Source organism: Oceanobacillus sp. FSL W7-1309, from assembly GCF_038002145.1.
GTDB classification, from domain to species: Bacteria; Bacillota; Bacilli; order Bacillales; family Amphibacillaceae; genus Oceanobacillus; species Oceanobacillus profundus.
On record NZ_JBBOBX010000001.1, the window covers coordinates 2,138,560 to 2,161,597 of the forward strand.

Below are 23,038 nucleotides of genomic sequence, written 5' to 3' on the forward strand. Positions count from 1 at the left end.
ATATGACATAGATATTAATTTCATCAATTCAATAGTCTACTCGTCTATAAAACTTACATAAGGGAAGAGGTAGAAGAAATGAGAAAGTCTAATTTTAAATCAGCATTTATTATAGCTATTTTTGCAATTTTTGCTTTGGTGTTGGCAGCTTGCTCAGATTCAGGTAATGATGAAACGGATGAGGGAGCGAATGATTCTGCTGAAACAGAAGAGCAAGCAGATGATTCTGCTGAAGCTGCAACGGTCGAAATCACGGATGCTCATGGAACTGTTACAGTCCCAGTAAATCCAAAGAATGTCGTTGCTTTAGATAATAGAACTTTTGAAACATTATCTGATTGGGGTATTGAATTATCTGCTGCACCAAAGGATGTAATGCCTGCAGATTTACCATATGTAGCTGATGAATCAGTTCAAAACATTGGAAATCACCGTGAACCAAACCTTGAAGTTATAGCAGCTGTAGACCCTGAAGTTGTAATTGTCGGTCAAAGATTTGCTAGCTATTATGAAGATATAAAAGAATTAGTGCCAAATGCAGCTGTTATTGATCTTAATATTGATGTTTCCGAGGAAGCTGCTACCCCTGGAGAAAACTTAGTAAATGGATTCAAGGATTCTACGTTCGCTTTGGGGCAAATTTTTGATAAAAATGAAGAGGCTGAACAATTGGTAGCTGATTTTGATCAAGCTATCGAAGAAGCTCAGTCTGCATATAACGGGACAGATACAGTCATGAGTGTTATAGTATCTGGTGGAGACATTGCTTTTTCAGCTCCACATTCTGGACGTGTTTGGGGACCGTTGTATGATATTTTTGAATGGACTCCGGCTTTAGAAATTGACCAAGCTTCTGCAGACCACGAAGGTGATGATATTTCTGTTGAAGCTATTGCACAAACCGATCCTGATTGGATTTTCGTACTAGACCGTGATGCTGCGGTATCATCTTCAACTGATGCAGTTCCTGCTCAGGATGTTATCGATAATTCACCTGCTCTTCAAAACACAACTGCCGTTTCTGAAGAACAGTTAGTTTATGCACCAGCAGACACGTATACAAATGAATCAATACAAACTTTTATAAAGTTATTTGAAGATCTTGCAAATACTTTAGCTGAGTAGTATAGAGGAGTATAACTATAGTGCCTAAAAATATAATAAGAATGTTTGGGGCTGAGAACTCTCAGCCCCAACGTTCTAATCATCATAAAGTATGGACGAAACCTTTTATATTAGCAATCATAGTTGTTATTATTCTCGGTATTATTTCAATGTTTACTGGGGTTTATGATATACGGGGACAAGAGGATGGAATGGAAATGTTTTTCATCACTCGTATTCCAAGAACAGCTGCATTAATGCTAACTGGAGCTGCAATGGCAATGGCAGGACTCGTAATGCAACTTATTACACAGAACCGCTTAGTTGAACCAACTACAACTGGAACAATTGAATGGGCAGGCTTGGGATTGATTTTTGCTTATTTATTATTCCCGGCGCCAACTTTAGTCCAAAGAATGACTGCGGCAATCATTTTTTCCTTTATTGGAACGATGGTTTTCTTTTTGTTTTTAAGAAGAGTTAAACTTCGTTCGTCTTTAATTGTCCCGATTATTGGGATAATGCTAGGAGCGGTCATTTCTGCAATTTCCACTTTTGTTGGGCTCGCTTTTCAAATGTCACAAAATGTTGAAACCTGGTTTGTAGGTTCTTTTGCATCGATTCAAGTTGGAAGATATGAATATTTATGGCTAATTGTTGTCATTACTATTTTTATTTTTATCTATGCTGATAGATTGACTTTAGCTGGATTAGGAGAAGATGTTACAACAAGTCTAGGAGTAAGCTATAATAAGATTGTTCTTATTGGTACGGGTCTTATTGCTGTGGCAGTTGGAATTGTCGCAGCTGTTATTGGAAATTTACCTTTTTTAGGTTTAATAGTACCAAATATTGTTTCCATGTTTAGAGGCGATGATCTTAGGAGTAATTTGCCTTGGGTATGTGTGTCCGGGATGGGTGCTCTAACCATTTCTGATATAATATCCAGGACAATTATAATGCCATTTGAAGTACCTGTCTCTTTGATACTTGGAACAGTGGGCGCAGTCGTATTTATTGTAATTTTATTAAGAAGAAGGAGGCTAGGATAACAAATTGGAATATACGAATAAAAAAAATGTCAAAATTGTTTCTAGCCTTCCTAATAAGAATAGAGCAGCTAAAGCTTTTCGTTCTAAGAAGGAGGAAAAGCGTTATTGGATATTGTTGATAACGTTGATTGGATTAGGTGTTCTTTCTTCATACGGACTTTTAGTTTATAACAATCCAGTTCCAGTAGATTCCCCTTCCTTTATCCCAGTCGTTGAAAGAAGAATGGTAGCTATTGTTGCAATGATTATTGCTGCGATTTGTCAAAGCCTGGCGACGGTTGCTTTCCAATCGGTAACAAATAATCGGGTAATCACTCCTTCACTTTTAGGATTTGAAGCACTTTACTCCACCATACATACGGGTACAATGTTTTTCTTTGGTGCCAGCGTATTTATAGGTTATAGTGGCACTGGACCATTTTTATTGCAAGTGGTTGTTATGGTCTTAATGTGTTTGATACTTTATGGATGGTTGCTATCCGGAAAGTATGGAAATTTACAGCTTATGCTATTGGTTGGAATCATTATTGGTACTGGTTTAAGGTCTTTGTCAACTTTCATGAGAAAACTGCTTGCACCGGCTGAATTTGATATTTTGCAGGCAAAATTGTTTGGTTCTGTCAATAATGCGGACCCAGAGTATTTTTCTATTGCGATTCCAATCGTAATAATTGTTGCATTACTTCTTCTTGCTTATTCAAAAAATTTAAATGTATTATCACTTGGAAAGAATATTTCTACATCTTTGGGAGTAAATCATCAATTTAGTATCATTTATGTTCTTGTATTAGTTTCCATTTTGATGTCAGTCTCAACGGCTTTGGTTGGACCACTTACTTTCTTTGGGTTTTTGGTTGCAACGTTGAGTTATCAGCTGGCGCCAACTTATGATCATAGATATATTTTCCCAATGGCTCTTGCAACCGGATTTTTGATACTAACTGGTTCATATTTTATCATGAATCATGTATTTAACGCGCAAGGTGTAGTTTCAATTATTATCGAAATCGTTGGTGGATTAACATTCTTAATTATAATTTTAAAGAGAAAGACTTTATAATAATTTGAGTTTACGATGTACTTTTATATCCTCATCTGTTAAAGGCCGTGTGTGATTGCCTTCAACAGATCGGAGGGTATTTTTTTGCTATCTGTCTTAGGAAAAGAGATCGTCGAGAGCCTTTCTCTACCTTTCAAAGCAAAAGTAAGTAATTTTTGTTATGGAAATGTAAATAAACGCTTTAAACCCTGCTACAATAGCAATTACTGAATTAACAGCTATTTTGTTTCCACTTGAAATCATATATAGATGTGTGGTTGAATGGAAGAAGACTTAATAGAAGCGAGGGAGTCCATTATGAAAAAGTTAAGTGTGCTATCACTGGCGTTCTTAGTAATCATCATGCTAGCTGCATGTGGGAATGATGAGACGAAAGAAAATGAAAATACAGAAGGCGACACTTCAGAACAACCTGCTGCACAACAGGAATTAGAATTTACGGATGAAGAAAAACTGGATGAAAAAACTCCGGTTGCTGTTGTTAATGGAGAAGAAATTTCAGGATCGGATTATAACCCGATATATACACAAGTAAAATCAACAATGTATCAATATGGACAAGATGTAAGTAATCTTGATATGATCAAAGATCAGACTGTATCCATCCTTGTTGAACAGACTCTTATTAAACAGGATGCCGAAAATGAAGGTATCAAAGTGACAGATGAAGAAGTACAAGAAGAACTAGTTAGTATTAAGGAAACAAGTGGTGAAGACCAATTTACCACTCTCTTGGAACAGTTACAATTGTCAGAGGATGAGTTCAAAGAGCAGCTCACGGGTGAGTTAGTAACAAGAAAGTATATGGATTCGGAATTTGAAGTAGAAGTGACAGACAAGGAAGTACAAGAGTACTATGATCAGCTAAAAGAGCAAAATGGAGAAATTGGTAAGCTAGAAGAAGTTGAAGGACAAATTAAAGATGTGCTTACAAATGAAAAGCAAAGTGAGCAACTGCGGACAAGAATTGATGAATTGAAAGAAAACGCAGAAGTTGAGAATGTATTGTAAAAGAAAAGCATCGCATCTTTTAGTAAATGGTTTCGTTTTGAGGTGCATATTAGTTAAATGACAAGCTAAATGGCATACGAATTGACGTATGCCATTTTATTGTTATATCAAGGTATAGATTATATATTATGTTGTTTTGACACTCAAATATTCAATGTTTTTCAACCAGAGATATTGTACGGAAAATACGAATATTGGAATGGCAACACTTCTCAATCTGTGCATAAAATAGAAAATAAAAGTGTTACAATTGAGTAAGACGAATTGAAAGAGCATACGGATTTAAATTATAGTATCGTATCGAGCATTTTGAAAAATTGTGCCATCTGTTCATCTGTGCCAATCGTAACCCGAACATGGTTATCAATCATAGGTACCTTAAAGTATCGAATAAGTATATCTTTTTCTTTTAAAGCTGTATATAACTCCCCTGCGTCTTTGTTAGGATGTGTTGCAAAAATAAAATTTGTTTGGGAGGGCAGGACAGTAAATCCGCGTTTTTCCATTTCAACAATGGTCCATTCCCTTGTTCGAATTATTTTCTCTGTCGTCTCGTTAAAATAAGACACATCAGCCATAGCAGCTTCTGCTCCAGCAATAGCCAATCGATCGACTGTATAGGAATTCACTGAGTCTTTAATGCGGGTCAATCCTTCAATTAGATTCGGGTGACCTAACGCAAATCCGACCCGCAGTCCGGCCAAGGATCTCGATTTGGACATGGTTTGAATAACAAGCAGATTTTCATAGGAATTGATTAAGGAAACAGCAGATTCTGCTGCAAAGTCGATATATGCTTCATCCACAATGACAACTTGTTCAGGGTTGTTATCCAAGATTTTCTTTACCGTATCAATTTCCATATAAATACTGGTTGGCGCATTTGGATTTGGAAAAATAACGCCTCCATCTGATTGGTAGAAATCCTCTATCGGTATCGTAAAATCATCCTGAAGGGCAATTTCCTCGGCTGGAATACCGAATAGCTTCGCATATACGGGATAAAAGCTATATGAAATAGCTGGATAGCGAATGGCTTTGTTACTATCAAAAAAAGCCATAAACGAAAAGGCAAGAACTTCATCTGATCCATTTCCAACGAAAACATTTTCCTTGGATAAGGAATTGAGTGCTGCGATAACCTCCCTTAATTTGTCTGTTGTTGGTGAAGGATAGAGATTTAATGTTTGTTCACTTTCTTTTTGGATTGCCTGTATAACTTTTGGTGATGGACCATACGGATTCTCATTCGTATTTAATTTAATTACATTAGCACGATTGATTTGCTCCCCAGGGATATAGGGGGTACATCGCTTTGCCATGTCGCTCCAAAATTTACTCACGATTTTGACCTTCCTTTTGAATATGTCTTTTCATTAATTCGTTTTTTATATCGGAAAGGGATACATCCATAAGTTCCATCAATACGAGTGTATGATACGTAAGATCAGCTATTTCGCTAGTAAGCTCTTGTTTATCGTTATTCTTTGCCCCGATAATGACTTCTGACGTTTCTTCTCCGACCTTTTTAAGCACTTTATCGATCCCTTTTTCAAAAAGATATGATGTGTACGTACCGTCAACAGGATTATCGCGGCGATCCTTAATTTTCGCAATTACGCTATGGACGATATCGTGTGCCGGGATATTATTTGTATAAAGTTCATTGTAGAAACAGGATTCATTACCGGTATGGCATGCTGGTCCGAGCGGATTAACCTGAACCAATAATGCATCCGCGTCACAATCATAAGAAATTCTTATGATTTGCTGTTTATTTCCGGATGTTTCTCCTTTATTCCATAGCTTCTGTCGCTTTCTTGAGAAAAACCATGTTTCATTGGTTTGGATTGTTTTGTTTAATGCATCCTGGTTCATATATGCTAATGTTAAGACGTTTCCTGTCCCTGCGTCTTGTACAATGGCAGGGATTAAGCCATTATCATCAAAGACAAGCTGTTCGATATTTACTCTCATTTTCTTTCCCTCCTGACGATAATATTATTTTCCTGAAGATAGATCTTGAGGTCAGGTATTTGAATCTCATCATAGTGAAATACAGATGCAGCAAGTGCCGCATCCGCACCTTGCTCTAATACAGCAAGAAAATGCTCTTTTATACCAGCTCCACCGCTTGCAACAATTGGAATATTAACGGTATCGGCAATAGTTTTGGTTAATGAAATATTATAGCCATCTTTCTCCCCGTCTGAATCCATTGCATTAATGACAAGTTCTCCAGCACCAAGCTCTTCTCCTTGCTTGGCCCATTGAATGGCATCTATTCCCGTATCGTAACGACCACCTTTTGTAAAAACGTTCCACTGATTTGGTGCTACTTCCTTTGCATCAATCGATAAGACAATGCACTGGCTGCCAAATTTCAAAGCGGCATCCTTGATAAGTTGCGGATTTGTTACAGCTGCACTATTGATAGATACTTTATCTGCTCCGGAGCGGAGAACTTGATGGATATCCTCAACCGTTCGTATGCCACCACCAACTGTAAATGGAATTGCGATCTCTTTAGCAACTTGCTCAACGACATCGAGAAATATATCGCGTTCTTCATTGGATGCTGTAATATCATAAAAAACAAGTTCATCAGCGCCGGCTTCGTTATATCTTTTGGCTAATGCCACTGGGTCATCAACATCCTGGATATTTTGAAATTTTTTTCCCTTTACCACCCGTCCTTTATCAACATCGAGACAAGGGATAATTCGTTTAGCGAGCATAGAAATCTTCCTCCGTTAACGATTCAAAATTCAATGTGCCGTCGTATAATGCTTTGCCTATAATCGCACCATACATGTTCAGTGATTTTAGCTTGCGTATATCTTCCTCTGTTGAAACACCACCAGATGCAATGACATCCATGCTTGTTGCTTCATTCACAGCTTGCAGCTCTTCAAAATTCGGTCCTTGCATCATGCCATCCTTCATGATGTCCGTGTAGACAATTGTTTTAACGCCAATCTGTTCAAGTTCAGCGATAAGATCGATGGCTTTGACGGTACTTGTTTCTGTCCAACCATCTGTAGCGACATAGCCATTCCGCGCATCAATGGAAACGGCGATTCGAGATCCGAACTTTTCCACGGCCTCTTTTAAAAAGGCTTTGTCGTTAATAGCTGCTGTACCAATAATCACGCGAGCGATGCCTGCAGCAAGGTAACCTTCTATCGTATCAAGTGAACGAATGCCTCCACCGACCTGAACAGGGATTTCCGTTTGTTTGGCGATTGCTTTAATGGCGTCTTGATTTAAGGAGTCACCAGTTTTAGCACCGTCTAGGTCAACCGTATGCAGGTATGCTGCTCGCTTTTTCTCCCATTGTAAAGCCATATCCGTTGGGGAATTGCCATAGATTTTTTCTTTGTTATAATCCCCTTGGATAAGGCGGACACAATTTCCGCCGCGAATATCAATTGCAGGGAATAAAATCATGAAATCATCTCCTCGTAGTTTGCAAGTAATTGAATGCCGATATCACCGCTTTTTTCCGGATGGAATTGCATACCTGTAATATTCCCTTGCTGGACAATAGCAGGAATGCGGCCACCATATTCGGTGCTGCCAACAAGTGTAGCTTCCTCCAATTCCTCGACGGCATAGGAATGAACAAAATAAACGTAAAAATCATCTGGTAGATGTAGAGTTAACAAACTTTTATTATGCTTTGTAATGGTATTCCACCCCATATGCGGGACTTTGACCGTTTCCTTAATCCGACTGACATTCCCTTTTAGTAGCCCGAGACCATCCCAATCGCCATCCTCATAGCTTTTGTCATAAAATAACTGCATGCCGAGACAGATGCCGAGTATTGGTTTTCCAGCTTGAACCTCTTGTTTAATTACATCTGATAATCCTATTTTCTTGATTGCATCCATTGCATCCTTAAAGGCACCTACACCAGGAAGAATGATTGAAGAAGCATTCCTGATTACTTGTGGATCGGTTGTTAATACTGATTCCTTATTTAGTTTTGCAAGCGCAAATTGTAGGCTTTTAATATTTCCAGCACCATAGTCAATGATTGCGATCATCTTGTTTCTTCCTTTCCGTTAAAAATCTCCTGTCTGTTAGTCTCTCTTTATTTATAAGCTGCCCTTTGTGGAAGGGATTCCTTTTACTCGTGGATTTAATATCGTCGCTTGATCTAATGCACGACCGAAGCCTTTGAAAATGGACTCAATCATATGGTGAGTGTTATTTCCATAAGCCAGGTTAATATGAAGTGTTACCTTGGCATTGCTAACAAATGCTTGGAAAAATTCCTCGACAAGCTCGGTATCGAAATCACCGACTTTATCTTTTAGTCCTTCTACGTTGTATACGAAGTAGGGGCGTCCGCTAATGTCTAAGGAAATAGTTGACAGAGCCTCATCCATAGGCGTTGTTACCGTTGCATATCTTGTAATTCCTTCTTTATTCCCTAAAGCCTGCTGAAATGCTTGACCCAATGCAATACCAATATCCTCAACAGAGTGATGCTGATCGACTTCTAAATCCCCATTACATGTGACTGCTAAATCAAATAAACCGTGCTTTGTCAGTAACAAAAGCATATGGTCTAAAAAACCGACACCTGATCGGATAGTGGCATTCCCAGTTCCATCAATGGTTAAGTCTAACTCGATGGATGTTTCGGCTGTTGATCTTTCAATTTTTGCTTTACGCATTCGGGTCATCCTTTCTAATCTGAATGGAATTGGCATGGGCAGTGAGCCCCTCCACTGTAGCGATTTTGATAATTGAATCAGTAGCTTGCAGCAGTGCCTCTTCGGAATAACTAATAATGCTCGATTTTTTCATGAAATCATATACACCAAGTGGGGAGGCGAATTTTGCCGTCCCATTCGTTGGCAGGGTATGATTTGGACCTGCAAAATAATCTCCTAATGGTTCTGGTGAATAATTTCCGAGAAAGATCGCGCCAGCGTTTTTAATATTAGAAAGACTATCATATGGTTTTTCAATCATTAGCTGTAAATGCTCTGGTGCAATTTCATTTACAACAGAAAAAGCTTCTTTTAGATTCGCTGTGACGATTATTTTTCCATTTTGCTTTAGTGATTGTGTAATTATTTCGCTTCGTTCAAGTACGTTTGTTTGCTTTTTAACCTCTGCTAGAATTTGTTCGGCCAATGCTTCACTCGTTGTAATGCAAATGGAGCTTGCCAATTCATCGTGCTCTGCTTGTGAAAGTAAATCGGCTGCAACAAAGCTCGGTGGGGCAGTCTGATCTGCAACAATGCAGATTTCACTAGGTCCTGCAATCATATCAATCGCTACATCCCCATAAACCCATTTTTTTGCTCTTGCCACAAAGGCATTTCCGGGACCAACAATTTTGGCGACCTTTTCAATTGTTTCTGTCCCATAGGCCAATGCAGCAATAGCTTGTGCCCCACCAACCTTATAAATCGTGTCAACCCCCACAAGCTGTGCAGCAACAAGTACGTGAGGATTAATCTTTCCATTCGCTTGTGGAGGTGTTGTAAGTACGATTTTCTCTACACCAGCAATTTTGGCGGGGATGACATCCATTAACACCGTGGAAGGATAGGCTGCTTTTCCCCCTGGAACATACACACCAACTTTTTCAATCGGGGTTACCTTTTGGCCGAGTAAGATACCAGGTGCTTTATTCACAAACCAGGATTGTTCCTTTTGTTCTTTATGAAATGCTTCAATATTTTCCTTGGCTTGCTTTAAAGCATCAAGAAATCCAGCATCTACTTGTTTTTTTGCCTCCAGTAATTCCTCCTCAGATACGATGAGGGAATCTAATACTACATGGTCAAATTTATTCGTGTATCGATATAATGCTTCATCTCCATCTTTTCGAACCCCGCTAATAATTTCTAGCACATCTTGGTCAAGCTCTTGTTCCTTCAGCTGATCTGAAGTACTAGCTTTATAAACCTGTAAAAATTCCTCTTTTGTTTGTATGTTCATTGCTACCCCTCCAATGCTGACTTTAACTGGGAGATAAATTGCTGTACTTCGGTTGATTTTGTTGCAAAGCTCGCTTTATTAACAATTAATCTCGTACTAATAGGTTCAATATTCTCAAGAACGGTTAGTCCGTTTTCTTTTAATGTGTTTCCAGTTTCTACAATATCAACAATCAAATCGGCAAGCCCGATTAGTGGAGCCAATTCAACAGATCCGTTTAGCTTAACAATTTCAATTGCTTCGCCCTTTTTATCGAAATGTTTCTGTGCAATGGCTGGATATTTTGTTGCAATTGTCAGCAGTTGTCCTTTTTCAGGGGTATAATTCTTTTTTCCTGCGACTGCAAATTTACATTTCCCAATTTTTAAATCCAGTAGTTCATAAACATCTGCTTTGGATTCAAGGATATTATCTTTGCCGACAATTCCAATATCAGCAGCCCCTTTTTCGACGTAGGTCGGGACGTCAATTGCTTTAACGAAAAGAAGTTTAATCGATCTGTCATTGTTATAAAAAACAAGCTTTCTACTATCCTCGTGAAAATCATTAAATTGTACGTCCGTCTTTTCCAATAGGGCAATCGTGCTTTTAGCTGGACGTCCTTTAGCAAGTGCCAATGTTATAGGTTGCAATTAGAAGCCCTCCTTGTGAGCCTGAAGCAGCGTAACGAGTTCATCTGCTTTTGAAAATGTCTGTTTGATTTGTTCGTTGGAAAAAAGGTTTTGTTCTTTTTCGAAGCGGATTATCGAATTAGAAGAAATGGGATTTCTATTACTTGGATCATTCCGAAAACTTAAAACCTGATATCCCTTATTTCTTAGTTCAAATGCAGCTGTTAAAGCTTCTCGCTGTTTTTCTTTTGTATAATAAATGACTGTATCTACTAGAGCTTTAGGAGCTTTTGCTAATCTTTGCTCTAAAATTGCTTGAATAAGTAAATCTACTTCAAATGCGAAACCGATCGCAGGCATTACGCTGTCTAGTTGTTTTCCTAAATGATCATATCTCCCACCCATTAATACAGGCTGACCAATTCGGTCGACAAATCCTTGAAAGATGATGCCGGTATAGTAATTCATATTATTAATTAATCCGAGATTAATAGCGACATAATCCTCAACACCGTAGTCCTTAATTAATGCAAATACGTCAATTAAATTTTGCAAAACATGCTGCATATGGGCGCTGCGAATAATCTTTTCTGCTTGCTGAATAACTTGAAGCGGATCCCCGTATAGAAGAGGAATCGATTGGATTGCTTTCTTTAATTCTTCTTCAATCGCCATTCCTTCAAGGAATAATTCCATATCCGCTATATTTTTTGATTGAATTAGGGCCTGTAGTTGCCCTAAGTCTTGTTCGGAGAGTTCGGCTTGTTGGATAAGCTCCTTAAAGAATCCCGCATGCCCAATTTCAATTTTGAAATTTTTAAAGCCTAAATCTTTTAATGTATGGATGGCTAGCATGATAATTTCTGCGTCTTCCTCAGGTGTATTCTCCCCGAAAAATTCAACGCCTGCTTGTGTGCTTTCTTTTTGATTTGGCATCTCCTGTGATTGACGAAATACATCCATTACATAGAAAAGCCGTTGCCAGAAGGTATTATTTGCTTGGTTTACTGCTGCCATCATCCGGGTAATTGGAATGGTAACATCTGGACGTAAGACGAGGATTTTCCCTGTCGTATCAATGACTTTAATCATGTCATCTTTTTTTACCGTACCAGTAATGTTCGAATACATCTCATAGTTTTCAAAGGCTTTCGTCCGTACTTGTTTATAGCCATAGGTAGTAAAGCGATTTTTCAATGTTGCAATAAGATTATCTCTTACTTGAAAATCTTCTACATGCTTATTTCGGCCGTTCAGCGTGTATCGTTGCATCTATAAAACTCCTTTTTAACTTTAATACTTTATCGCTTTAACTAAGTAAAGTTATATAGTATTATAATTAGTATATTCATAAAAGTCAACACCAAATAAAAGCAGAAGCATCTGGTTAGCAAATGGGGAGTCCGCTAAAGCTTCAGCACTGGAACTGACGAAAAAACAGGAGATGATAAAATGTTTGATTACCACATTCATAGTGATTTTTCAGCAGATTGTAAGACGCCGATGGAAACTACGATTGAAAAAGCGATCAGTATCGGCCTTGAAGAAATTTGTTTTACCGAACATATTGATTATGATTATCCAGATAAGGATTGGATATTTGAGTTTGACTTGAAACAGTACGATAAGAGAATAAAACATTTGCAGCAAAAATACAGCAAGCAGATTCGCATTAAAAAAGGTGTAGAAATTGGTGTGCAACCGCACTTGTTAGCGCGATATGAAAGATTAATGCAAGATGAAGTGTTTGATTTTGTTATTTGCTCCATGCATGCAACTGCTGGCATGGACCTTCATTCCGGAGAATTCTTTAAGAGAAAAACAGTTGATGAAGCATTTCAAATGTATTATGAAGAATTACTTGCATGCATTAGCAAATTTAAAAGCTTTAGTATTCTTGGTCATATTGATCTTGTTAAACGATATACGGAAGAAAAGAGTACGAATCATTTCCACGAGATTTTAGAAGTCATTTTTAAAGAAATTATTCCAGCTGGGAAAGGAATTGAATTAAATACGTCAGGCTATCGCTATGGTTTAGAAAGTGGGATGCCAAGCACTGATATTTTAAAATTATATAAGGAATGTGGGGGAGAAATCATTACGGTTGGATCGGACTCTCATGTGGAAACAACATTAGCATATCAATTTAAGGACGCGTTTGAGTTGCTAGACACTATCGGCTTTAAACACATTGCGACATTTGAAGATGGAAAGCCAGTATTTCATCCGGTTGCAAGCCTCATTAAATAGATAAGAAATTTCTATGAATTTTTACGTGTTGAGGCGATTGTAGGGGTGTGAGATGGTATAATAATGGTGTTCAATTAACATATGTAGCTGGTGGTTGTTTATGAAATCTATTAAAAAAATGTTTTTAATAATTGCAGGCACTATTTCATTAGTGCTTGGTGTGTTGGGGATAATGCTGCCATTATTGCCGACAACACCATTTCTTTTGCTTTCAGCTGCTTGTTATGTTCGGAGCTCTGATAAATTATATCAATGGTTAATCACGAATAAATATGTCGGCTCTTATATATTGAATTATCGTGAGGGAAAAGGGATACCATTAAAAGCTAAGATTGTTAGCGTTAGTCTATTATGGGTTTCGATGCTGTATACGATTGCGTTTGTGATTCCTTTAGTAATGGTAAAAATTCTGTTATTCCTAATTGGTTCTTATTTTACATGGTTTATTCTGAAACAGAAAACACTAAGGAAAAGTATGCAGGTGAGGTAATGTATTTTATTAAAAAACATAAGGTAAAAATAACAATGGTATTGGTATTAATTGTCGGGTATATCACGTATATTTCGATGCCTAATAAGGCGAAGTCTGAGCATTATACTGGTGATCCAACCGTGTTTATTCATGGTTATAAAGGGACGAAGAATTCCTTCGGCTATATGCTTGATCGTTTCGAGCATGAATACGGGTGGGGGAATAAAGGGTTTATCTATTACGTTACTAAAGAAGGACGAATCCGTGATTACAATTTAAACAAAGGAAGGTATGCTCCTACGTTTATTCAAATTATTTTAGAAGATAATCGGGCAAGTTTCGCTGATAGTGCTGAGTGGATATCAGCAGTTCTATTGCAAATGAAGGAAAAATACAAAGTTGATTCTGTAAATATTGTAGGACACTCAATGGGTGGAATACTTGCGCTTAAATATACAATGGAATATGCAGGTAATGGTTATCCAGAAGTGAATAAGCTTGTTTCCATTGGGAGTCCGTTTGACGGCATTTATAGTGAAGCATATTTCCAAATTCATAAAGATGCTGCAGCTGAGGATCTAAAGCCGGATTCGCTGGCATTTCAACTGCTACGAGAAAGTTCATTTCCTGAAAGTGTTCAGGCACTGAATATTGGGAGTACTGGTGATGCTGTTGCACTCCCAGAAAGTGTGCAGGCTTTACGAATGACTGTACCAAGTGACCAATTACAGGAAATTATAATTGAAGATCATACACTAGGCCATAGTGCATTACACGAGAGTATAGAAGTAGATAAAATGATTTATTCATTTTTGTGGCAAGATGAAGGACAATAACTTACAATGGATAAAGATTGTTTGTGAAAAGTCACCATGTATTTAATTGGTGATTTTTTAAGCAGATAGTGAACAATAATAACTTTCTATCTGCGTCCACGTAATAGCATTCACTATGGGAGGCTTGGTGAATGTAATTTTTTCTAAATAGCCTTCCCGAAAAAATGATAACTTGTTAAAGGAATGATAGGAGTGGCAATGAATCATCATCTGTACGAAAAACTAATAGCATTAACATCTGAGCGTAATGTGATGGTGAACGAACACTTGAAAAATCATACGTATACCCGTTTAGGTGGGCAGGCAGATTTTTATGTAACGCCGGAAACATATGAACAAGTACAGCAGATTATTAAGTTAGCAAATCAAGAAAATATAGCTTTTACGATGCTTGGAAATGGCTCCAATCTAATTGTGAAAGATGGTGGGATTCGTGGCATCGTCATGAATCTGCAAAAACTTTCTGCGATAAAAACAGATAGCAATAGGATGATCGCTCAAAGCGGTGCGCGAATTATTGATGTTTCACGAGAGGCATTAAAAGAAGAGCTAACTGGCTTGGAATTTGCGTGTGGTATACCTGGATCTGTTGGTGGTGCATTATATATGAATGCCGGAGCGTATGGCGGTGAAATCAAGGATGTACTAACAAGTACGTTGGTCGTTAACCGAGAAGGAGAGCTTCTCACATTAACTGCAGAACAATTGGATTTAGATTACCGTACAAGTAATATACCGGAACATGGGTACATCGTTTTGGAAGCAACCTTTACTTTAAAAGCCGGTGATCCAAAAGCGATTAAGGAAGTAATGGATGATTTAACATACAAACGTGAGTCAAAGCAACCATTAGAATACCCATCCTGTGGAAGTGTATTTAAACGTCCGCCAGGCCATTTTGCAGGAAAATTAATCCAAGACAGTGACCTTCAAGGAAAGCAAATTGGCGGTGCGCAAGTCTCGCTCAAGCATGCGGGCTTCATTGTTAATAAAGAGAATGCAACAGCAAAAGAATATATTGAACTGATCCATTATGTACAGAAAACCGTAAAAGAGAAATTTAAAGTCAATCTAGAACGGGAAGTAAGAATAATTGGTGAGGATCCAGTAGAATAAAGCTAAGCTGTAATCATCGGGTGGTTGCAGCTTCTCTTATGTCTTGAACAATCTCTCTGCCCGAACAGCTATGACACCAAAACCCGAAATAAAACACCTACCTGCACAGCTATGACACTAAAACCCAAATTAAAGCACCTACCTGCACAGCTATGACACCAAAACCCAAATTAAAACACCTACCCGTACTGCTATGACACCAACCTCAAAAAAACAGCCTCTCCACGCACTCACAATATCCAAATCAAATTTAAAAGGTATTACCCCAACCGAACGGAGTAATACCTTTAATCTATCCTCTAAACCGGCGCAAGAATCCTTGCAATCTTTCATTCTCAGAATGCTCGATAACCTCGCTTGCCGTTCCTTGCTCTGCAATAACACCTTCATCAAGAAACAGCACTTTATCTGCGATATCAAGAGCAAAGTCCATTTCGTGTGTAACAAGCACCATTGCCATATCCTCATGTTTCGCAAGATCACGTATAACCTCAAGCACTTCGCCGACCAGCTCTGGGTCAAGTGCTGATGTTACTTCATCAAATAACATAATCTTCGGCCGCATGACAAGTGCACGGGCCATAGCGACACGCTGTTTTTGCCCGCCGGAAAGCTGATTTGGATAGCTATCCAATTTGTCCCCAAGCCCCACACGTTCAAGCATTTTAACAGAGCGATCGCGAACCTCTTCTTTATTTTCCTTTTTCACATGAATCGGAGCTGTCATGCAGTTCTCTAAGATTGTCATATGCGGGAAAAGGTTGAAATGCTGGAATACCATTCCGATATCTCCACGAACTTCTCTTAAATGCTTTTCATTCGCTTTTACCATCTTCTCTTTCTTTTCCATCTTCCACAGATTTTTACCATCCACAATAATATCACCAGAGGATGGCTCCTCCAATGTCATCAGCATGCGTATGATTGTTGTTTTTCCAGACCCACTTGGCCCGATAACAGCTACTTTTTCAGCTGGTTTTATATCTAAATTAATCCCTTTTAAAACGTCAAAATCACCAAAGGATTTATGCACATCTTGGAATCTCACGATAGGTTCAGTCATAAAGTCATTACTCCTCTTCTGTACATACTATTTAATCGCTGCATTTTTATCAAAACGTGCATTCATTTTAACTTCTAATTTCTTAATCAGTACCGCAGATGGATAGCTCAGTACTAAAAATATAATTCCAACAATAGTTAGTGGTTCTAGATACGACCAGTTTTGAGCGCCATAACTATTTGCCATTAACATTATACCAGCAACTGTTATTGTGGAAGCAAGTGGAACCTCTTTAAACATAATAATGAAATAGTTACCGAGCATTGGAATTGTTGGTGGTATCGCTTGCGGTAAAATGATTTTCCTCCACTTATCAATGGTAGAAAAGTTCAACGCTTTGGATGCCTCCCATTGCCCCTTATCGATACTTTCAATACCGGAACGATAGATTTCTCCGATGTATGTACTGAAATGTATGCCAAGACCAAGTACAGCACTTGTAAAAGGACTTAATGTGACGCCAATCCCTGGAATCATCGGCCATGCATAGAAAAGGAAGAATAGCTGAACAAGTGGGGGAGTAGAACGAATAAATTCCATGACCCAAGTAACCACCCAATTGAAAAATTTATTCGGCACTTTTCTGAGAAATGTCCATACAAAACCGAGTAGGAGTGCGAATAAATAACACGTAATCGTTAAGCTGACTGTAATCCATAGCCCTTGCAATACAAAGGGGAGGGCGTCCATAAATGTTTCCCAGCTCCAGTTATTATTCATCCGTTAGCAACTCCTTTCTTAGAGATATGTTCACCTTTTCTTGTCAGCCAAATAAGTGGAAGCGCAAGAATAAAGTAGAATACAAGAACTAATAAGTAAACAATTGGTGCTTGCGACAAGTTCGAGCTTCGGAGAATGTCGCCGTAATATAAAATGTCCGTCATCCCAATTAAGGAAACTAATGAAGTTCCTTTTAGCATTTGAATGGTATAGTTACCGAATTCAGGAAGCATCATCCGGACTGCTTGCGGGAAAATAACAAGCCGCATGCGTTGAAAGCGTGACATGTTTAGAGCTGTTGCTGCTTCAGATTGACCTTGTGCAACAGAAAGAATCGATCCACGAACAACCTCCGAAAGATACGCACCGTAATTTAATCCAATTGCAATTACACCCGTCCACCAGTTGGAACCTAGCTGAATGCCAAATAGCATTGGGATGGCGTAGTAAAGCCAGAATAACTGAACAATTAAGGAAGTACCTCGAAAAACTTCCACATAAAATCCTGTGAATTTGCGGATGATGATGTTCCCGGAAAGACGGCATAACCCAGCAATAAAAGCCATTAAATATGCTAGAATAGCTGAAGCAAGAAGGACGGTGATTGTTACATGAAGTCCTCTTGCAAGCTGTGGGAAAATCTCTATGATCGCATTCATTATAATCACTCCTTCAAGTTTCGGTTTTGGTTCCGAATAGAATTCTAGATTAAACATTTTTTGCAACCTGCTTAGGAAATACAAAGGGCCTGCTTCCCCGGGACCAGGGAATCAGACCCTATGGAGTCATCCTTTATCACGCATGAACGGCTGTAAGACTCGATCATTAAATTAAACATGAGAAAGGCAAAAGCATAAAGCTGAGGGATAAAACATCCCATAAATTCCTGATTCTGTTCCATTAGCACCTAGTGGGGAAGAAAGGAACTTTCCACTGAATGAAATATCACATTATAATATAATATATGTTTATACTTCCCCGTTACAAACTTCCTCTGTTGTCACTTCATCTACTGGCACAAAATTACTTTCGCTGCTAAAGCCATTTTCATCTAACAGATCCGCAATTGTACCATCTTCCTTTAATTCTGCTAATTTTTCATTGTATGCATCACGTAAATCCGCATCATTTAGGTTAAATGCTTCTGCACCATAGCTTGGTACGCCCTTAATATCTGGCTGCTCAAAGGATTCAACAAATTCAAGTGCATCTGTATTTGCCGATTCAAGCGCCATTTTAACTGTCATCTCAGTTCCGGTTGTAGCATCTGCCCGGCCAGACTGTACGGCTGAGAAGGTTGCAGGAATATCAGGTGCGGTAACAATTTGACTAGGATCTACACCTTCTTCTTGTAAAAATCCAATTTCTGTAGCACCTTCCATTACAACAACGGTTGCATCTGGATTATCAGCAATATCTTTATAGCTTTCTAAGCCCAGTGGATTACCAGCTTCTACAATTAACCCTTCTCCATATTGCATTGTCGGTTCACTAAAAGCTGCATTTTCACATCGATCTGGCTGAATCGCCATTCCTGCTGTAATAACGTCAAATTGTCCGGCTTGAAGTCCTGGAATTAATTGACTCCAATCAGATAGCTGGGATTCAACTGTATCAATTCCAAGCTCTGCAAAAACAGTTTCTGCAATAGCAACAGCTGCGCCTTTTAGTTCTCCGTTTTCTTCATACGCATATGGAGCTTCGTTGGCAAAGCCAATCGTAACTGTTCCTGATTCTTGTAATTGTTCTAGCTTGCTTCCATTTCCGTTAGCTGTATCATCTGATCCACATGCAGCTAAGAGTATAAGCATGAAAGCAAAAAATAATATAAAGCCTGTTTTTTTCAAAATGAAAAGACCTCCCTGTTTAATATAAAACCCAATTATTGTTTTTTTGCTTGGTGATATAGGACTAGATGTATATCACCGTATACATGAAAAAGGGGTTTTTTTCCGCATTCATATTTATAATGTTATAGATTTATTAATTTTCATTCAAATGCTGTATATTTAGATTATTTATAATTAACCGTTATATTTCGTGCTTATATTATGTAGGCTCTCTAATACAGAAAGATGCTTGGAAATAAGCCCAAATACTCTTCAATGCCCAAGATTTCATAAATGTAGTAAAGCGGAAAGGATTATTAAAAAAACCTATACTATGGCTTTATACCCTATTTGCACGAAACTATTGAACTAGTTAGGTTAGTGGGTTAATCTAGAAGTAATTTAAAGGAATATTAAAGCATAATGAATAGAAATAAGGAATAAAGAGAGGTTTTATAAGGTGGGAACGTACGTAGTTGTTGGTGTAGTGTCTGTAGTAGTTGTTGTGCTTGTCTTATGGCTTTCACTTGTAACGCTGTCTAAAGGCTATGGATATAAGCATTCGGTGGATCCAAAACCTGAAGATACAGAAAATGATCAGATAAAACAGGATGAATAGTCAACGAAAAAGGGTCACACAAATGTGCGACCTTTTTTCGTTACTGGAAACTAAACGACTATATGAAGCCTTTAGGCTATAAATTTCGGCAGGGAGTTTTCACTTAACTCTTTTCTCACTCTCGTAATATGCTCTTCCATCAGTGATTTGGCTAATATATCATCACCTGATGCAATTGCAAGATAGATTTCTTTATGTTCATTAAATGTTTCTTCGTATCGATCAGCATCTTTAAAGCGATTTTGTCTTGTCGTACGAATGGTTTCTTCCATTTGTTTAATTAGAGTTTGTGCGAGGTGGATTAAAATAGAATTATGCGATGCAGCCACGATATACATATGAAAATGCAAATCTGCCTGCACCCCAATTTCTGTTTCATCAATGGTAACAGCCATCTGTTCCAAAGCCTTACGGATGTTGTTAAGATCCTCTCCCGTGGCTCGCTTTGCTGCGAGTGAGACTGCCTCAATTTCTAATGCCCGGCGAACTTCCAGCATCTCAAATATCAAGTGATTTTCAGCTGTCACTACTTTCTCGAAAAGCTCATCAAGGATTAATTGTGCGTCTGATTGCTTAACATAACTTCCGCCGCCTCGCTTGATTTCAATAATATCTTTTAACGCTAAAATTTGTAATGCTTCTCGAACTGAGTTTCTGCTGACACCAAAAAGTCTTGCTAATTCACGTTCAGATGGTAGCTTATCACCTGTTTCCAAATGATTCTTTAGAAAATTTCCTACTATTTTCTCTAAAACAATCTCTGCTGTTTTTCGCTTATCCGAGACCACAATCCTCCCGCCTTCCAATAATCACTTAAAGTTTAAAAAATATAAAGTTATTTTCTGAAATATCATTGAATTAATGTTGGAAATCATTATAATAGACTTAATAAACTGGTTGTTCCAATATTAACACAAATTAGATAAAAAATAAATTGGTACTACCAATTAAAAGCTGGAAGGAGCAGGGGAATGGAAAAAGTTATCCAGGCATTAAAAGCAAAATTAGCAGAAGAACAAATTTCAACGAATGAAACTGTTAGAGAGTTGCACAGCAAGGACGAAACATATCATCAAACAAGTCTTCCTGATGTTGTGGTTTTTCCAAAAACAACAGAGGATGTGAGTTATATTATGAAGGTGTCGCAGGAATTTAAGACACCAATAACCCCCTTTGGAGTTGGGTCAAGCTTAGAAGGACATGTGATTCCTTATCAGAAAGGCATCGTTGTTGATTTTTCCTTCATGAATAAGATTATCGAAATCAAACAAGAGGACTTGCTTGTAACGGTTCAGCCTGGTGTCACAAGAGAACAGTTGAATAAAGAACTTAAAAAATATGGTTTATTTTTCACTGTGGACCCTGGTGCAAATGCAACACTAGGTGGTATGGCAGCAACTAATGCCAGTGGAACAACTACTGTGAAATATGGAGTTATGCGTGACCAGGTGCGGAACTTAGAAGTTGTTCTCGCTGATGGGAGTGTCATACAAACTGGCAGCTTAGCAGCAAAATCTGCATCTGGTTATCATTTAAACGGGCTGTTTGTTGGTTCAGAGGGAACACTTGGATGTTTTACAGAATTAACATTGCAAGTATATGGTATTCCAGAGCATGTTGTTGCAGCTCGCGCAACCTTCCCTAGCCTTACACAAGCAATTCAAGCCGTTACATCAATTTTGCAAGCAGGTATTCCAATTGCAAGGGTCGAATTTGTGGATGAAGCTTCGATTATACAAATCAATACGTTCAGTGAAACAGATTATCCAGTAAAACCAACCCTCTTTTTAGAATTCCATGGTAATGAAGCTGGGCTAAATGCAGATGTTGCATTTACAAAAGAAATTATGCAGGACCACGCTTGTGATAATTTTACTTCTGAAACCGATAATGCAGCGCGTAATCATCTATGGGATGCACGACATAACTTAGCGTATGCCTATATTCATGGTCATGCTGGCAAAAAAATGATGCTTACCGATGTAGCAGTGCCGATTTCTGAATTAGCAAATTCCGTCATCTACGCTCGAAAAGAGCTGGATAAGCTAGGAGTTCCAGGTGGTATCCTAGGACATGTAGGTGATGGTAACTTTCATTGTCTCATCATGATTGATATGGCAAATGCTGAAGAAATTAAAAGAGCAAATGAATTTAATAAAAACGTGGTTCTGTATGCCTTAGAGCGTGGGGGAACTTGTACGGGTGAACATGGTGTAGGAGTTGGGAAGATGCCATATCAGCGTCAAGAGCATGGAGCTGCCCTCGATATAATGAAGCAAATCAAAAAGGCATTAGATCCAAATAACCTATTAAATCCCAATAAAATCGTAGAAATAGAAGAGGAGACCTTGAATGAAATTTATTGAAAAAATAAGTGCGTTAGCAGGAAAATACTTTGCTGTTTTAGTTATTCTTGCTGCTGTCGTTGCATTCTTATATCCTCCAGCTTTTCTTATCTTCGGCGGTTATATAACGATTTTGCTTGGGGTTGTTATGTTCGGGATGGGATTAACATTAAAGCCTGTAGATTTTAAATTAGTATTTACAAAACCGATACCAGTAATCATTGGGATATGTGCGCAGTATACGATCATGCCGCTTGTTGCTTTTGCACTTGCTTATTTACTAAGGCTTCCTCCAGAGCTTGCAGCTGGGCTAGTGTTATTGGGCTCTGTTCCAGGTGGGACGGCATCCAATGTAATGGTGTATTTAGCAAGAGGAAATGTTGCGTTATCAGTTGCAATGACTTCTCTTTCAACAATGATGGCACCTATCATGACGCCATTGCTTATCTATTTATTAGCTGGACAATGGTTACCAGTTGATCCAGTTGCAATGTTTATGTCGATCATTCAGGTTATCATTATTCCTATCATTCTAGGATTCTTGATACAGAAATTTTTCCCTGTTGCTGTTGAAAAAGGTGTAACGGTTGTTCCTCTTATTTCAGTAGCTGCAATTTTGATTATTGTGGCAGCGGTTACAGCAGCTAATGCTGGAAATGTTGTGGCAGCAGGGTTCCTAGTGTTTATCGCTGTTTTCCTCCATAATGGCTTTGGTTTATTGCTAGGCTATTTAGTTGCTTTAATGATGGGATTGGGAGAAAACGAACGAAGAGCTATTTCCATTGAAATAGGTATGCAGAACTCAGGCTTGGGTGTTGCCCTTGCAACAGCACACTTCAGTCCTCTTGCGGCACTTCCGAGTGTATGGGGCGCAATCTGGCATAATATTTCTGGACCAATCCTAGCAACTTACTGGGCAAATAAATCGATTCCAGAAAATGATGAGAAGATTAAAAAGGTGATGTAATAAGCTTTTAATC

25 protein-coding genes are annotated in these 23,038 nt (G+C 38.3%); 11 read left to right on the top strand and 14 right to left on the bottom strand.

Annotated features, from left to right (window positions below):
* Nucleotides 1-78: 78 nt before the first annotated feature.
* The 4 genes from NST46_RS10165 (at nt 79) to NST46_RS10180 (ending at nt 4,227) form a co-directional block, all read left to right on the top strand.
* The gene (locus tag NST46_RS10165; RefSeq protein ID WP_118889759.1) at nt 79-1,125 is read left to right on the top strand and encodes a siderophore ABC transporter substrate-binding protein; all 1,047 of its coding nucleotides are present in this window, start codon (nt 79-81) and stop codon (nt 1,123-1,125) included.
* A gap of 20 nt (nt 1,126-1,145) precedes the next feature.
* A complete protein-coding gene (locus NST46_RS10170; protein WP_392391111.1) occupies nt 1,146-2,156 on the top strand; it encodes an ABC transporter permease in 1,011 nt (336 codons plus the stop codon).
* A gap of 4 nt (nt 2,157-2,160) precedes the next feature.
* Entirely contained in the window at nt 2,161-3,216 is a 1,056-nt protein-coding gene (locus NST46_RS10175) for an iron chelate uptake ABC transporter family permease subunit (RefSeq protein ID WP_095311712.1), read from the top strand.
* A 261-nt stretch (nt 3,217-3,477) separates the two neighbouring features.
* Nucleotides 3,478-4,227, top strand: a complete 750-nt coding sequence (locus NST46_RS10180; protein ID WP_251660351.1) for a SurA N-terminal domain-containing protein — start codon at nt 3,478-3,480, stop codon at nt 4,225-4,227.
* 287 nt (nt 4,228-4,514) lie between these two features.
* On the opposite strand, the gene hisC is transcribed toward NST46_RS10180, so the two are convergent.
* From hisC to hisZ, 9 genes are read right to left on the bottom strand one after another with little or no spacing between them, the layout of a single operon-like run.
* Nucleotides 4,515-5,570, bottom strand: coding sequence for a histidinol-phosphate transaminase (hisC, locus tag NST46_RS10185; RefSeq protein ID WP_118889757.1), 1,056 nt, complete (start codon nt 5,568-5,570; stop codon nt 4,515-4,517).
* Entirely contained in the window at nt 5,563-6,204 is a 642-nt protein-coding gene (gene hisIE, locus NST46_RS10190) for a bifunctional phosphoribosyl-AMP cyclohydrolase/phosphoribosyl-ATP diphosphatase HisIE (protein WP_340002864.1), read from the bottom strand. The genes hisC and hisIE overlap by 8 nt, the downstream gene beginning before the upstream one ends.
* Entirely contained in the window at nt 6,201-6,965 is a 765-nt protein-coding gene (hisF, locus tag NST46_RS10195) for an imidazole glycerol phosphate synthase subunit HisF (protein WP_303449116.1), read from the bottom strand. Before hisF ends, hisIE begins: the two co-directional genes overlap by 4 nt.
* Complete coding sequence (hisA, locus tag NST46_RS10200; protein WP_251660356.1) at nt 6,955-7,677, bottom strand: 1-(5-phosphoribosyl)-5-[(5-phosphoribosylamino)methylideneamino]imidazole-4-carboxamide isomerase; 723 nt, start codon at nt 7,675-7,677, stop codon at nt 6,955-6,957. The genes hisF and hisA overlap by 11 nt, the downstream gene beginning before the upstream one ends.
* Nucleotides 7,674-8,279 (bottom strand): imidazole glycerol phosphate synthase subunit HisH, encoded by a 606-nt coding sequence (gene hisH, locus NST46_RS10205; protein ID WP_251660358.1) that lies wholly within the window; start codon nt 8,277-8,279, stop codon nt 7,674-7,676. Before hisH ends, hisA begins: the two co-directional genes overlap by 4 nt.
* 51 nt (nt 8,280-8,330) lie before the next feature.
* Nucleotides 8,331-8,915, bottom strand: a complete 585-nt coding sequence (gene hisB, locus NST46_RS10210) for an imidazoleglycerol-phosphate dehydratase HisB (RefSeq protein ID WP_095311725.1) — start codon at nt 8,913-8,915, stop codon at nt 8,331-8,333.
* Nucleotides 8,908-10,194 (bottom strand): histidinol dehydrogenase, encoded by a 1,287-nt coding sequence (gene hisD / locus NST46_RS10215; protein WP_251660360.1) that lies wholly within the window; start codon nt 10,192-10,194, stop codon nt 8,908-8,910. The genes hisB and hisD overlap by 8 nt, the downstream gene beginning before the upstream one ends.
* Nucleotides 10,195-10,196: 2 nt before the next feature.
* Nucleotides 10,197-10,826: an ATP phosphoribosyltransferase gene (gene hisG / locus NST46_RS10220; protein WP_251660361.1), complete on the bottom strand. Its 630-nt coding sequence runs from the start codon at nt 10,824-10,826 to the stop codon at nt 10,197-10,199.
* A complete protein-coding gene (gene hisZ / locus NST46_RS10225) occupies nt 10,827-12,077 on the bottom strand; it encodes an ATP phosphoribosyltransferase regulatory subunit (RefSeq protein ID WP_095311730.1) in 1,251 nt (416 codons plus the stop codon).
* 180 nt (nt 12,078-12,257) lie between these two features.
* Here hisZ and NST46_RS10230 point away from each other — a divergent pair, with 180 nt between their 5' ends.
* The 4 genes from NST46_RS10230 to murB all read left to right on the top strand — a co-directional run bounded on the left by NST46_RS10230 (nt 12,258) and on the right by murB (nt 15,482).
* Entirely contained in the window at nt 12,258-13,058 is an 801-nt protein-coding gene (locus NST46_RS10230) for a histidinol-phosphatase HisJ family protein (RefSeq protein WP_251660363.1), read from the top strand.
* 100 nt (nt 13,059-13,158) lie between these two features.
* Nucleotides 13,159-13,548, top strand: coding sequence for a YbaN family protein (locus NST46_RS10235; protein ID WP_095311734.1), 390 nt, complete (start codon nt 13,159-13,161; stop codon nt 13,546-13,548).
* Nucleotides 13,548-14,366, top strand: coding sequence for an alpha/beta fold hydrolase (locus NST46_RS10240; RefSeq protein ID WP_303449110.1), 819 nt, complete (start codon nt 13,548-13,550; stop codon nt 14,364-14,366). Before NST46_RS10235 ends, NST46_RS10240 begins: the two co-directional genes overlap by 1 nt.
* A 192-nt stretch (nt 14,367-14,558) precedes the next feature.
* Nucleotides 14,559-15,482 (top strand): UDP-N-acetylmuramate dehydrogenase, encoded by a 924-nt coding sequence (murB, locus tag NST46_RS10245; protein ID WP_118889756.1) that lies wholly within the window; start codon nt 14,559-14,561, stop codon nt 15,480-15,482.
* Between the two features lie 292 nt (nt 15,483-15,774).
* Here the strand turns inward: murB and ehuA are convergent, their stop codons facing one another.
* The 4 genes from ehuA to ehuB all read right to left on the bottom strand — a co-directional run bounded on the left by ehuA (nt 15,775) and on the right by ehuB (nt 19,112).
* Nucleotides 15,775-16,545: an ectoine/hydroxyectoine ABC transporter ATP-binding protein EhuA gene (ehuA, locus tag NST46_RS10250; protein ID WP_251660366.1), complete on the bottom strand. Its 771-nt coding sequence runs from the start codon at nt 16,543-16,545 to the stop codon at nt 15,775-15,777.
* Between the two features lie 27 nt (nt 16,546-16,572).
* Nucleotides 16,573-17,265, bottom strand: coding sequence for an ectoine/hydroxyectoine ABC transporter permease subunit EhuD (ehuD, locus tag NST46_RS10255; RefSeq protein ID WP_095311742.1), 693 nt, complete (start codon nt 17,263-17,265; stop codon nt 16,573-16,575).
* The gene (gene ehuC / locus NST46_RS10260) at nt 17,262-17,924 is read right to left on the bottom strand and encodes an ectoine/hydroxyectoine ABC transporter permease subunit EhuC (RefSeq protein ID WP_095311796.1); all 663 of its coding nucleotides are present in this window, start codon (nt 17,922-17,924) and stop codon (nt 17,262-17,264) included. The genes ehuD and ehuC overlap by 4 nt, the downstream gene beginning before the upstream one ends.
* Before the next feature lie 309 nt (nt 17,925-18,233).
* The gene (ehuB, locus tag NST46_RS10265) at nt 18,234-19,112 is read right to left on the bottom strand and encodes an ectoine/hydroxyectoine ABC transporter substrate-binding protein EhuB (protein WP_251660368.1); all 879 of its coding nucleotides are present in this window, start codon (nt 19,110-19,112) and stop codon (nt 18,234-18,236) included.
* 442 nt (nt 19,113-19,554) lie between these two features.
* On the opposite strand from ehuB, the gene ytzI reads away from it, so the two are divergent.
* A complete protein-coding gene (gene ytzI / locus NST46_RS10270) occupies nt 19,555-19,713 on the top strand; it encodes a YtzI protein (RefSeq protein WP_341137147.1) in 159 nt (52 codons plus the stop codon).
* 71 nt (nt 19,714-19,784) lie between these two features.
* On the opposite strand, the gene NST46_RS10275 is transcribed toward ytzI, so the two are convergent.
* On the bottom strand, nt 19,785-20,501 hold the full coding sequence (locus NST46_RS10275) for a FadR/GntR family transcriptional regulator (protein WP_095311745.1): 717 nt from the start codon (nt 20,499-20,501) through the stop codon (nt 19,785-19,787).
* Between the two features lie 183 nt (nt 20,502-20,684).
* Here NST46_RS10275 and NST46_RS10280 point away from each other — a divergent pair, with 183 nt between their 5' ends.
* Nucleotides 20,685-22,079, top strand: coding sequence for an FAD-binding oxidoreductase (locus NST46_RS10280; protein WP_095311747.1), 1,395 nt, complete (start codon nt 20,685-20,687; stop codon nt 22,077-22,079).
* Nucleotides 22,066-23,025, top strand: coding sequence for a bile acid:sodium symporter family protein (locus tag NST46_RS10285; protein WP_251660372.1), 960 nt, complete (start codon nt 22,066-22,068; stop codon nt 23,023-23,025). Before NST46_RS10280 ends, NST46_RS10285 begins: the two co-directional genes overlap by 14 nt.
* The last annotated feature ends 13 nt before the right edge of the window (nt 23,026-23,038 follow it).

What these genes read in the sequence shown, in the direction of transcription:
- NST46_RS10165 (WP_118889759.1), top strand. Translation starts at nt 79, where the DNA reads ATGAGAAAGTCTAATTTTAAATCAGCATTTATTATAGCTATTTTTGCA.
- NST46_RS10180 (WP_251660351.1), top strand. Translation starts at nt 3,478, where the DNA reads ATGGAAGAAGACTTAATAGAAGCGAGGGAGTCCATTATGAAAAAGTTA.
- hisIE (WP_340002864.1), bottom strand. Translation starts at nt 6,204, where the DNA reads ATGAGAGTAAATATCGAACAGCTTGTCTTTGATGATAATGGCTTAATC.
- hisF (WP_303449116.1), bottom strand. Translation starts at nt 6,965, where the DNA reads ATGCTCGCTAAACGAATTATCCCTTGTCTCGATGTTGATAAAGGACGG.
- hisA (WP_251660356.1), bottom strand. Translation starts at nt 7,677, where the DNA reads ATGATTTTATTCCCTGCAATTGATATTCGCGGCGGAAATTGTGTCCGC.
- hisH (WP_251660358.1), bottom strand. Translation starts at nt 8,279, where the DNA reads ATGATCGCAATCATTGACTATGGTGCTGGAAATATTAAAAGCCTACAA.
- hisB (WP_095311725.1), bottom strand. Translation starts at nt 8,915, where the DNA reads ATGCGTAAAGCAAAAATTGAAAGATCAACAGCCGAAACATCCATCGAG.
- hisD (WP_251660360.1), bottom strand. Translation starts at nt 10,194, where the DNA reads ATGAACATACAAACAAAAGAGGAATTTTTACAGGTTTATAAAGCTAGT.
- hisZ (WP_095311730.1), bottom strand. Translation starts at nt 12,077, where the DNA reads ATGCAACGATACACGCTGAACGGCCGAAATAAGCATGTAGAAGATTTT.
- NST46_RS10230 (WP_251660363.1), top strand. Translation starts at nt 12,258, where the DNA reads ATGTTTGATTACCACATTCATAGTGATTTTTCAGCAGATTGTAAGACG.
- NST46_RS10235 (WP_095311734.1), top strand. Translation starts at nt 13,159, where the DNA reads ATGAAATCTATTAAAAAAATGTTTTTAATAATTGCAGGCACTATTTCA.
- NST46_RS10240 (WP_303449110.1), top strand. Translation starts at nt 13,548, where the DNA reads ATGTATTTTATTAAAAAACATAAGGTAAAAATAACAATGGTATTGGTA.
- ehuA (WP_251660366.1), bottom strand. Translation starts at nt 16,545, where the DNA reads ATGACTGAACCTATCGTGAGATTCCAAGATGTGCATAAATCCTTTGGT.
- ehuD (WP_095311742.1), bottom strand. Translation starts at nt 17,265, where the DNA reads ATGAATAATAACTGGAGCTGGGAAACATTTATGGACGCCCTCCCCTTT.
- ehuC (WP_095311796.1), bottom strand. Translation starts at nt 17,924, where the DNA reads ATGAATGCGATCATAGAGATTTTCCCACAGCTTGCAAGAGGACTTCAT.
- NST46_RS10280 (WP_095311747.1), top strand. Translation starts at nt 20,685, where the DNA reads ATGGAAAAAGTTATCCAGGCATTAAAAGCAAAATTAGCAGAAGAACAA.
- NST46_RS10285 (WP_251660372.1), top strand. Translation starts at nt 22,066, where the DNA reads ATGAAATTTATTGAAAAAATAAGTGCGTTAGCAGGAAAATACTTTGCT.